Origin of the sequence: Kitasatospora sp. NBC_00315, assembly GCF_041435095.1 — a bacterium.
Taxonomy (GTDB): domain Bacteria; phylum Actinomycetota; class Actinomycetes; order Streptomycetales; family Streptomycetaceae; genus Kitasatospora.
In genome coordinates this window covers 2,589,362-2,601,520 of sequence record NZ_CP108025.1, presented here as the reverse complement: position 1 = coordinate 2,601,520, position 12,159 = coordinate 2,589,362, and the positions used below count along the sequence as shown (strand labels likewise).

Here is a 12,159-nt window from a genome sequence, read left to right as displayed (position 1 = left end):
GCGCCGGGCCGCGCTGCCGCGTCCCACCACCTGCGATCCACGTCGCGGCCAAAGCCCACCAGCTGAGACAGGCGGTGTCAACGTCGCGGGGGTGTATGCCTCATATGTCTCGATTGATGACGTGTCGGGGTCCGTGGACGAGTCGCGCAGGAACGAACGGGCCCGCCGCGCGGTCTCGGCGACGGGCCCGTCCACCCGGTCGTGCTCCCGGCCGGGCCGGGGAGGGTCAGGACTGCGGCGGCGCCGGGAGGGGCGCGGTGCGCAGACTCGGGATGATCCATTGCTGGGACGCCCCGGAGTGGCAGTCCCAGAGCTGCAGGCGGTTGCCGTTGACCGCGTTCCAGCCCGGCAGGTCGAGGCAGCGACCGGAGGCCGGGTTGTACAGCGTCCCGTTCGCGTTCGGAATCCACACCTGGGACGGCGTGCCGTTGCAGGAGTGGTACTCGATCGGGGTGCCGTTGATGAGGCCCGAGTTCTGCGGAGACAGACAGCCCGTCAGTACCCGCACCGACCCGTCCGAAGCCGGCGACCACTGCTGGGCCGGGCCGCCGTTACAGGTGTAGAGCTGGATCGCACTACCGTCGTTGGTGGAACCCGCGTTGTCGTCGACGCACATTCCCCCGTTCACCCCGGAGGAGATGGCGCCGGACGTACCCGGCGCGGCGGAAGCCACGGCGAAGGGATAGACCGCGATGCTGCTCAGACTGCCGTTGAACGTGGTGCTCGCCTGGCTCCGGACCTTGTAGCGCCCCAGGACGAAGTTGTTGGAGGGCGCGGAACTGTCGGAGGCGGGGTGGTAGCCCGTGCCGGCGAGCGTCCCGTCGACATACAGGGCCATCAGCCCGCTGTCCTTGTTGTACGAGGCGGTGATCTGGGTCCAGACTCCGGTTCGAACGGTCGCCGCGGCATTGAGGTTGTCCGTGTAGTGGTACGACCAGCCGTCGTCGTCCGCGTAGCTCAGCGCGAACCGCCAGGCGGCCCCGCCGCCGTCGTTGTACAGCATGAAGTCACTGCCGTGCGCGGCGTCCTGGGAGGCGATGACGCCCCCGTCAGAGCCGGGCTTGACCCAGGCGGAGATGGTGAAGCTCTTGCGGGTGTCGATGACCGGGGCGCCCATGGTGATGGTCGATTTCCCGTCCCTTGTGAAGGTGCCGACCGTGGTGTCGCGGCCACCGGGGGAGTCCTGGGACCAACCGACGCCAGAGGCGGTTCCGACGAATCCGCCCTGCCCGTCGGCGATGGTGTTGCTTCCGTCCGGCGCGGCCAGCCAGTTGGCGGTGGGCCGGTTGAGGTTGCCCACGACGACGGGGGTCTGGCTCAGCCCCGTCACGGTCGGGCCGGTCCTGAGACCGTCCGGCGCCTTGTTGCCGACACCGTTCCAGGAGACCAACTGCTTGTTGGTGTCCACGGCCCAGAGGTCGGGGATCCCGTCACCGTTCAGGTCTCCGTCGGATCCGATCGTAGGGTAGAGCTTCGGGTCGACGCCGTTGGCGATCAAGCCGGCGCTCGGGTCCTTGAAGCCGCTCAGGTCGGGTGTGCTCCCGCCCTTGATCGCGAAGGCGTGAAGGGAGCCGTCGACCTTGGACCGTGCCCAGACGGTGGGTTGATCGGTGCCTTCGGCCGCACCGGGAGTGACCAGGTCGTAGTGGTCCCAGTCCTTGGTGTTGTCGCTGTTGGATAGCAGGACGGCTGGTCCATCGAGCATCTGGACGCTCGTCGAGGTGCCCAACCAGAGCCTGCCGTCCTCGATGAACAGCAGCGAGGTACGGGGCAGACCCCAGAGGCCGGTGCCTGCCTGGAAGGCCGAGTCCCCGGCGAAGGCGCCGAGGGCTGCGATCTGGGAGACCTTGGACCAGTCGGGACCGTAGCCGTAGTCCGAGCAGGTGATGGGTGAGAAGTCGGGCAGCAGACAGGTGGTCTGCTTGAAGAGCTCGCCCGGCGACTGCCCGTCGAAGCGGCCTTGGCTGTCGTTGGCGTACAGGTAGAGGCTCGGTGAGTACTTGTGGTTCGGATCCTGTGGCGTCGTCTCGTGGGCGATCAGGTCGTCGACAGTCCTCTCGGTCAGCGACCCGCGGTGGGTGGTCTGGACGGTGCTCCAACCGTTGCCCCCGGGCGCCGACCACGTCTGAGCGTTCGGCGCAAGATACGGGTCGGCGCCGCCGCTGATCAGCCGCAGGTTGCCCGAACTGTCGGGCAGCAGGACGTCCGCCGCCCGGTCACCGGTGATGTCGCCCAGGATCGGCTTCGGGCCGTTCGGGTTGGACGGCGCGTAGTAGCTGTAGGAGACCGGTTGGGACATGTTCCCGGCGTCGTCGATGGTCTGAAGGAAGACGAAGTTGGTTCCCCAGTGCGCCGGTTTGATCGACACGTCCACGGACCCGTTGTCGATCGTGACGATGTGGGCGTCCTTATCGGTGCAGTGCCAGCCGGTGGCCGCAGCCTGGACCGGGTCGGTGGTCCAGCGGGCGCAGGCCAGACCGGATGAACGGCCACCAGAGGCCGGCGCCGGGTCGGTGCCGCTGAGCGTGAAGACCCCCGGCTCGTTCTCGAACTTCGGGTGTCCGCCGAGCGTGCCGGATTCGGGGAAGTCCGTAGACGTGACCCGGGCGGTCGGTGGCGTCCGGTCGACGCGCAGGAAGCACATCCTGGAGCTCTGGCTGCCGAGGGTGCCGTCGCCGGTGCGGGCCGTCCAACCGTACTGGTGCCCGTCGATCAGCGGGCCGACGCTGACTGCGACGTCGCCGGAGCTGGCGTTCCACCCGCTCTCGTGGAACTGCGACTGGCCGCCGTTGTCGTCGTCCCAGATCTGGAACGTGGTCCAGAGCTGTTCACCCGTGGGCGACCAGGTGTCGGTCTTGAGTGTGATGTCGGTGTTCAGGCCGACCCAGCCCGGCTTGTCCCACGGGTTCGTGGTGTTGGGAGTGGAGCACGGGTCGGAGGACGCGTCCCGGGCGAACCCCGGAGTGGGGCTGGTACGCGGAGAGCCGATGCTCGGGGCGATGTCGTACGTCACCACGATGTGGGGGTTGTTGGCGAACCGCTGGCGGTACAACTTGTTGTACTCGTCGTCGGGGGCGAAACCGAAGGTGAAGTCGCTCGAGTGCTGGGCCGCGGCGGTGCTCATCTGGCTGGTGACGTCGTACTCGATGCCACCGGTACCGGCGATCCAGTTTCCGCCGATCTTGGTGCAGCCCTGCATGGTGGAACCGGTGCCGCAGGGCTGCGCGTTCCATCGGGTCCACTGGTTGATGGGGCCGGTCGAGTACAGGCCCATCGGCGTTGAGGTCGATGGGCTGGAGGATGCGACGATGCTGGCGTACAGCTTCGCCCCCAGGACGGTGGTGCCCCAGATCTGCGAGTTGACGCCGACTTGGAAGTACGCCCGGGTACGGCCGGTCTCCGGGCACGGATTGGCGGAGTTGATGTATCCGCAGTAGCCGGCGGCCGGCTTGTCCTGGTTGGACGCGGTGCTGTTGTACTCCATCGTCTCCGGGTAGTACTCCTGGACCTGCGCCCAGGCCTGCATCCCGTTGTCAGCACTCGGGTTCCAGCCCGGGTCGATGTACCACGGGCCGGTGCCCTGACCGAGTGTCGAGGTGTCCGGCACGAGGTCCATGCCGGTGCTGCTCGCGGAGACCGCTACCCGCCCCACGTTGGCACCGGCACCAGGGCCGTCGGCGCTGGACGCCGTTGCGGTGGCGGTCTCGACGGACTCGGCCTGTACCGGAGCCGCCATGGCGGCCGACTCGCCCTGGCCGTTCTCCGGGATTGGCCCTGCCGAGTCCGTGGCCGGCGCGGTGGCAGAGTCCCACAGGACGGGGCTCGGAGCCGCGAAACGGGGTGCGCCGGTGGCATCGACGGCGGCGAGGTTGCCTGCGTCATCGGCCTTGACCGTCAGTCCGTCGGCGATGACGTCGAGGTGGAGATTTCTGATCTTCGGGTCGGCCGCGGCCTGCACGGTGTGCACGATCAGGACCTGGCGCCAGCCGCCGAGTTTGGTGGCACTCAGCTCAAGATCGACGTCCGGGAGGACGGAGCGGTAGTAGGCGCTGCCACCGTCGACGGTCGGCCTGGGCAGGTCGAAGGGCGCCCTGATGGCGAGCTTCTTGCCGTCGACCGTCGCCATGGTGGCCATCGGGCCGCTGCCGCCGCCGGAGAACATCAGCGTCGAGGGCACGGCCGTCGGTGAGAGCGTGCCGTCCGCGTTCGCCTCGAGCGTCGCGTCGATGCTGCGCCAACCGCCGTCCGCACCCTTCACCCGTTCCGGCGCCGAGCTCGTGTCGGTGCTGAGCGAGCCGTCCGGATTCGCGAACGTCTGACTACTCCCCGTGGTCAGCGCATCGATGACGGTCCGCTGGCCGGTGCTCCTCGCTTTGCCCTGGGCGGACTTGACGGCCTCGGCCTGTCCCGCGGCACCAGGCTGTGCGGGCGTGACGGGCCAGGAGGTCTCAGCAGGTCCGTGCCCCCTGTCGGGAGCGGCGGTCGCGATGGGAGCGACGAGCAGGCCGGCGCCGAGCGAGAGTACGGCTGCGCCGGCCATCGGAAGCAGCGCCGAGCGGAAGGGTCCCCGCCGCAGGGCGGTTCGGGACCTGGGTATCTCTGCGGGCGGATGTGGTCGCGACATGAGTCCCCGTCGTGAGATGTGAAATCTACATGGATCGACGCCACGGTCGCTTCATATTTTCTTCTCTGTCAACGGACTTGATTGGCCGCCTGCCCGGATTGTCTCTAGACGTAGCACATTGCGCCGGAGGTGATGTTGGCCACGTCGGCAAATTCTGAGAAATCCCTCCCGGGGTCGAGCGGCGGCTCCTAGGGTGCCCCTGATCCGGCGGTGTCCGTGTTCGTCGTGCTGGGCTTTGTGGGGGAATCAGTTGTCGCGTCGTGCTGGGCTGTTCGTGCGCTCACGTTGTTCTCGGTTGGCCGCGGTGTCGGCGCTGGCAGTGCTGATGTCGGTGGTGACGATTCCTTCGACGGAGGCAGTGGCGGATGCGGTGAAGCCGCCGGCGGTGTGGATCCCGCCGAACACGCCGTTGCCGCAGTCGTCGCCGGTGAAGGGTGTGGACGCGAAGGCGGACGGGCACGCGGCCGATCCGGGTAGGAAGTGGTCTCCACCCGAGACGGCGGGACCGGCCTCGGGGGCGGCGACGACAGTACTGCCGGACGCCACTGCAGCCTCCTCCTCCGCTGTTCGGGACGCGGCGCCGGCGAACTCGCCGGTGCAGGTTGGTTCCCTGCCGGTGTGGGTAGAGCAGGCACCGGGTTCGACGGCTTCGGCGCAGGCGGCGCCACTGGCACCCGGCGAGGGCGGGGACGTAAAGCTGCGGGTGGAGCTCGCCGACGAGGCGAAGACCCGCGCGGCCGGCGTGAACGGCGCTCTGCTCTCGGTGGCGGACACGGGCGAGGGCGGCTCGGCGGGTAAGGTCGAGGTGGGCCTTGACACGTCCGCGTGGGCCAGCGCGGCGGGCGCCAACTGGTCCGACCGGGCACGGGTGGTGCAGCTCCCGGGCTGCGCACTGACAACTCCGGGAGCGGCTGGCTGCACCACCCGCACGCCGGTCGCGTCACACCGCGACGACGCCGGGCGACTGGTCGCGGACATCGACGTCCCGGCGGTCACGTCTGCCGCCACCGCGTCGTCGGCCACGAAGTCCTCCTCCTCTGTGAGCGCCTTCGCCGCTCCGACCGCCGCGCCGAGCGGTGGTCCGGTGGTGGCGCTGGCGGTGGAGGCGGGTCCGTCGGGTTCGTCCGGCGACTTCTCGGCCTCGCCGTTGACGCCTTCGTCGTCGTGGCAGGCAGGTGCGAACGCGGCGAACTTCACGTACGGGTACACGGTGGAGATGCCGTCCGCGCTGGGCGGCTCCGCCCCGAGCGTCTCGCTGGCCTACGACTCGGCGGCGGTGGACGGGAGGACGGCGTCGACGAACGCGCAGCCGTCGTGGATCGGTGACGGTTGGGAGTGGCAGCCGGGCTCGATCACGCGCGGTTACAAGGGCTGCAAGGACGCTGGAGTGGAGAACTCCGGCGACCAGTGCTGGGGTGGGGACCTCCTGTCCCTGTCGCTCGCGGGCCACGCCGGCCAACTGGTGCGCGACGACACCTCCTGCGCCTGGCACCTGCAGGGCGAGGACGGTACCAGGGTCGAGCGTCTGACCGGTCGGAGCAACAGTGCGTGGGCGGGCGAGGCATGGCGGATCACCACCGTCGACGGCACCCAGTTCTACTTCGGTGCGAACCACCTGCCCGGTGGTGACGGCACCGACACGGCCTCCGACTCCGTCTCCACGGTGCCGGTGTACTGGCCCGGTGGTCAGGACCCGTGCATGAAGTCCGCCTCCCCGGCGACCAACTCCTGGTCGCAGATGGGTTGGCAGTGGTCGCTGGACTACGTCGTCGATCCGCACCAGAACCTGATCACCTATCGGTACGCGCAGGAGCACAACTCCTACTCCCGTGGTGGCGGCCAGAACCAGGGCGCCGGCACCCGCACTCAGTACGAGCGCGCGAGTTACCCCGTCTGGGTCGGCTACGGCCAGCTCCTGCCCGACCAGATCGCCGCGAAGGGCAAGGCCAACCCGGCCGCCCAGGCGTGGTTCCGCACGACCGAGCGTTGCATCCCGGCCGACGCCATCACCTGTGATCCCGCGCAGCGGGTGAAGGCCAACGCGAAGTCGTGGCCCGACACACCCATCGACCAGACCTGTGACGCGACCGGTGACTGCACCGTGTACTCGCCGACGTTCTGGAGCACCCGGCGCCTTACGAAGATCGACACAGAGGTCTGGGACCCGACCACCACCGCGTACCGCTCGGTGGACTCCTTCGCGCTGAACCAGTCCTTCCAGGATCCCGGCGACGGTACGTCCCCGGCACTGTGGCTGGACTCGGTGCAGCGCACCGGCAGCAACGGCAAGACGCCGATCACCCTCCCTGCAGTCGCCTTCCAGCCGCTGCAGATCCCCAACCGTGTCGACGGCGAGATCATCCGCCCCGATGGCACGCACGCATCGGTGGAGCCGTACAGACGGCCGCGCATCCAGAAGATCACCACCGAGACCGGTGGCGTGGTCAACGTCGTCTACAAGCCTGCCGAATGCTCTCGCGTTGCCGGTCACATGCCGTCCTCCGAGGACAGCAACACGATGGCCTGCATGCCGGTGAGGTGGTACCTGCCGGGGCAGTCGGCAGCCGATCCCGTGTACGACTGGTTCAACAAGGTCATCGTCCAGTCCGTCACCCAACAGGACGCGGTGACCGGCTCCGTCAGCACCGTCGTGGACTACGAGTACGGCGGCGGCGCGGCCTGGCACCGCAATGACTCCGAGCTCGCCGATCCCAAGATGCGGACCTGGGACCAGTTCCGCGGCTACGCGACAGTCACCACCCGCTCGGGCTCCGGCAGCGCCGTCGAGGCGCCGCGCACGCAGTCGGTCTCCACATTCCTACGCGGCATGGACGGTGACGTACTCGCCGACGGTACCAAGCGCAGCGTCTCCGTCCCGGACGTCCAGGGTGGCAGCATCGTCGACGAGAACGTCCTGGCCGGCTACATCCGTGACACCCGCACCTATGACGAGGCCAACGGGAGTGTGGTCTCCGACGTGGTCTCCACCCCATGGCTCGGCGCGATCACGGCGACCCGTGCGCAGTCCGGCGGCATGCCGCCGATCACCGCCAGGGCCACCGCCAGCGGCAAGGTCACGACACGTTCCAAGCTCGCGAACGGCACCTGGCGCACCACTGAACAGGCGTCCACCTACGACACCACGGACCTTGCCCGCCCGCTGACCGTGGAGGACAAGGGGGACCTGGCGCACCCCGAGCAGATGCTCTGCACCTCGTTCACCTACGCGACCGGCCCGAACGGCGCTCTGACCCAACTCGCTTCGCGCACCCTGATCCTCTCCGGCGGCTGCGACCAGAGTGCGACCGCCGCCAACACGGTGGCCGACACCCGCTCGTACTTCGACTCCCTGGAGTGGGGCCAGGCCGGTACCAAGTTCGAGCAGACCGCCACCGAGGTGCTGGAGGGCTATGACGGCTCCACTCCCAAGTACCGCCTCACCGCAGAGGCGACCTTCGACGCCTACGGTCGCGTCCTCAGCACCATCGACCCGACCCGGAAGGACGACACCCACAAGCTCGGGGCTGAGACCAGGACCGCCTACAGTCCGGCCACCGGTTCGCTCCCGACCGTGATCACCCACACCAACCCGCTCGGCTGGCAGAACGTCACCACCCTGGATGTCGGCCGCGCTCTGCCGGTGAAGGTCCAGGACGAGAACGGCCGTGTCTCCGAGCAGGACTACGACGCCCTCGGCCGCGGCACGGCCTCCTGGCAACCTGGTTATGACCGGAGCAAGGGTGCGTTGCCCAACCGGACGTTCTCCTACGCCCTCAACGGCACCAACGCGCCCTCGACCGTGCTGACCCAGGCGCTGATGGGCGATCTGAGGACCTACACCTCCAGCTTCACGATCTACGACGGCCTGGGCCGGATTCGCCAGACCCAGGCCTCGACGCCGTCCGGCGCACCGGGCCGCATGATCACGGACGCTCTGTTCGACTCGCACGGCTGGCAGACCAAGACCAGCGCCGCGTACTACAACGACCAGGCCGTACCGAGTGGCGCACTCTTCATGCCCAACGGCGGGGTCAACCCCGACGGTCAGATCCCGGCGCAGACGGTGCAGAAGTACGACGGCCTAGGCCGTACCACGGCTACGATCTTCCAGTCGTTGGGCGTCGAGCAGTGGCGCAGCAGCACCCAGTACGTCGGCGCCGATGAGACGCGAACCGTGCCGCCGGCCGGTGGCTACGCCACCGCGACGGTCACCGACGGCCGGGGACGGACCACGGCGCTGCGCCAGTACCGGGCCAACACCCCGACCGGCGCGTACGACGAGACGACCTACGGCTACACGGTGTCCGGCAAGGAGGCGTGGCGTAGGGACGCCGTGGGAAACCAGTGGACCTACGAGTACGACCTGCTCGGCCGGCCGGTGAGGAGTGCCGACCCGGACTCAGGCATCGGCACCACTACGTACGACGACACCAAGAACCTCGTCACGACCACGGATGCGCGAGGTGAGAGCACCACCAGTGCCACCGATCTGCTGGGCCGTGTGACGGGAACCTACGAGGGCACGGCCGCTGACTCCGCCAAGCAGGTCGTGGCATGGACCTACGACAGTCTGGTGCTCGGCAAGCCCACCTCCACGACCCGATACGCCCAAGGACCGACCGGCACCCGCGACGCCTACAAGTCCGAGGTCACGGGCTACGACATCGGCTACCGCGAACTCGGCAGCAAGATCACGATCCCCTCGACCGAAGACGCACTCGGCGGGACCTACCCCACCACCAACAAGTACGACAAGGCCGGCCGGTTGGCGACCACCCAGCTCCCCACCGTGGCCGGTAGGGGCGCGGAGACCCTGACCTTCGCCTTCAACACGGTCGGCCAACTGACCGGACTGTCGGGCACGGTCGGACTGTCGGCCACACCGTACGTCGTGGACGTGCGGTACGACCCGTATGGCCGACCCATCCGCACCACGCTCGGCTCGTCCGGTGCTCAGGTCGTCTCCACGATGACGATCGACGATGCCACGGGCAGGGTCACCCGCTCGATCGTGAACAAGCAGAACTCGCCCAACGCCGACGTCGACGTCAACGACTACACGTACAACGCGCTGGGCCAGGTCACCTCCGTCCGTGACGCCCAGGACGGCACGGTGGCGGACCTGCAGTGCTTCACCCACGACTACCTGGGTCGGCTCACTCAGGCCTGGACCGACACCGGCACCCAGACCGTCGCCGCCCAGCCGAGCGTTCCCAACATCGGTGGCTGCGCCAACGCGGGCACACCGAAGGTCGGAGGGCCCGCGCCGTACTGGCAGCAGTACGAGTACGACTTGACCGGCAACCGCACCAAGCTGGTCCAGAAGGACGTCACCGGTGACACCAGCAAGGACGTCACCACCACCCAGACCTTCGCCACCGGTCCGAACACGCCTACCACCGATCCGGCCACGGGCGGCGGTACGGGCGGTCCGCACGCACTGGTGAAGTCCACTCGGACCGGCCCGGCCGGGAGCGCGGTCACGTCGTACACCTACGACGCGTCGGGCAACACCGCAGCCATCACCAGTACCCCGGGTACGCAGACTCTGACCTGGAACCCGCAGGGCAAGCTCGACCAGATCAGCGGAACCGCGCAGAGCCTTGGTACCAAGTACCTCTACGACGGCTCCGGCAACCAGCTGATCCGCCGGGATCCGGGGAAGACCACCCTCAATCTGGGCGCTGACCAGCTGACCCTCGACACCGCGACCGGTGTCGTGACGGACGTCCGCAGCTACGCGGCCCCGGACGGCCTGTCGGTCACCCGGACGATCACCAAGGGCGCCTCCACCCTGGCCTACCAGGCGTCCGATCCGCACGGCACCAACGGCGTCCAGTTCGACTCCAGCACGCTCGCCCAAGTCCGCCGTCCCACCGACCCGTTCGGCAATGAGCGCGGCACTCAGCCGGGTGCCGGCGTCTGGGCCGGCGACAAGGGTTTCGTCGGCGGCACCAAGGAGACGGCCACGGGCTTCACCCTCCTCGGCGCCCGGGAGTACGACCCCAAGACAGGGCGCTTCATCAGCCCCGACCCCATCACGGACGCCGGCGACCCGCAGCAGTGGAACGCCTACGCGTACGCCAACAACAGTCCGGTCAACAAGTCCGACGCCAACGGGCTGCTGCGGATGTGCATGGACGTATGCGGCCCGTCCGACCCGGTGCGCAACACCCAGCCGGCGTCCACCCCCACGCCGCCACCCTCGGCCACGGACCAGGAGGTCACGGCCGCGCAGGCCGACAGCGACAACGCCCAGAAGGTCATCAACGAGGGCAAGCGCAAGCGCGACGAGATCCAGCACCAGGTGATCGACATGATCGGTGACCTGATCGGCTTCAACGACGCCCGTGACTGCTTCACCAAGGGCGATGTGATGGCCTGTGTCAACACCGCGCTCAACGCGGTGCCCTGGGGCAAGATCTTCAAAGCCGTCAAGGTCGGCATCAAGGCTTTCAAGATCTACAAAGAGATAGACAAGGCCTACGACATCATCCGCGCCGGCGAACGCGCGGCACTGGACGCGGAGAAGGCGATCGTTCGAGCCAAGACCGCCGCCGAGGAGGCCAGAACCGCAGAGAAGGCGGCCGCCACGGCCGCGGAGGAAAAGGCGGCCAAGGAGACGGCCGGCGATGCCGCGAGCACGGAGTCCCACGCGGCCAAGGAGGAAGTCGACGAGGCGGCGGGCACGAGTTGCTCGACAGCGCGCAACAGCTTCCCCTCCGGCACGGCCGTCCTGATGGCGGACGGCACCACCAAGCCCATCGATCAGGTTCGCGTCGGCGACGTCGTGACGGCAACTGATCCGCAGACCGGCGAGACCCACCCGGAGACGGTCACCGCGACGATCACCACGCCGGACGACACGGACTTCACCGACCTCACCCTCACCAGCGACGCCAGCCCCCGAGGCCCGCCCGCGGCTGCGGCGGTCATCACCTCCACTCACCACCACCCGTACTGGAGCGAGACCCGCCGCCAGTGGGTCGACGCCGGCGAGCTCCGATCCGGCGAGCACCTCCGCCGAGCGGACGGCAGCACGCTCACGGTCCAGGCTGTGCGGAACTACGCCTATGCGGTCACCACGCACAACCTGACCGTCGCCAACCTCCACACGTACTATGTGCTGGCAGGGACCACGCCAGTCCTTGTCCACAATTCGTGCCCTCCCGCTGGGCCGGATCCCGATGGAAATATCGTTTACCGAGCCCTCGCCCAGGGTGAGGACCATTCGGTGGGCCTTACGGCGCGGGATCCCAGTAATGCTGGCGTGTCGCCACTGTCGCACGTGGCCGGAAAGAAGATGACGCCCTGGATATCCACGAGTAAGGATCCGGCCACCGCCTTTGGGAAATATAATCAAGGCAATGGGGTGGTGGCAATTGACCTGCGCCGCATTCCATTTAGGTACACGGATATCTCCGATGGGCCTTTCCCGTCAAGTCCGAGGCATAGTGCCTACGCCAGGAAGGACTCTGAGGTGCTAATCTGGCAAAATGTGCCAGCGGATGCGATCGTTGGCTTCTGGCCGTAGG

At 68.2% G+C, this 12,159-nt stretch carries 4 protein-coding genes; 2 read left to right on the top strand and 2 right to left on the bottom strand.

From position 1 onward, the window contains the following. Window positions 1–226 precede the first annotated feature (226 nt). Entirely contained in the window at window positions 227–4,126 is a 3,900-nt protein-coding gene (locus OG823_RS10340) for a ricin-type beta-trefoil lectin domain protein (RefSeq protein WP_371479170.1), read from the bottom strand. Between OG823_RS10340 and OG823_RS10335 the strand changes: the two genes are divergently transcribed. Then, complete coding sequence (locus OG823_RS10335; RefSeq protein WP_371479169.1) at window positions 4,095–4,319, top strand: hypothetical protein; 225 nt, start codon at window positions 4,095–4,097, stop codon at window positions 4,317–4,319. The genes OG823_RS10340 and OG823_RS10335 overlap by 32 nt on opposite strands. A 551-nt stretch (window positions 4,320–4,870) precedes the next feature. Here the strand turns inward: OG823_RS10335 and OG823_RS10330 are convergent. After that, a complete protein-coding gene (locus OG823_RS10330) occupies window positions 4,871–5,170 on the bottom strand; it encodes a hypothetical protein (protein ID WP_371479168.1) in 300 nt (99 codons plus the stop codon). A 70-nt stretch (window positions 5,171–5,240) separates the two neighbouring features. Here OG823_RS10330 and OG823_RS10325 point away from each other — a divergent pair, with 70 nt between their 5' ends. Then, window positions 5,241–12,158: a polymorphic toxin-type HINT domain-containing protein gene (locus OG823_RS10325; protein ID WP_371479167.1), complete on the top strand. Its 6,918-nt coding sequence runs from the start codon at window positions 5,241–5,243 to the stop codon at window positions 12,156–12,158. The last annotated feature ends 1 nt before the right edge of the window (window position 12,159 follow it).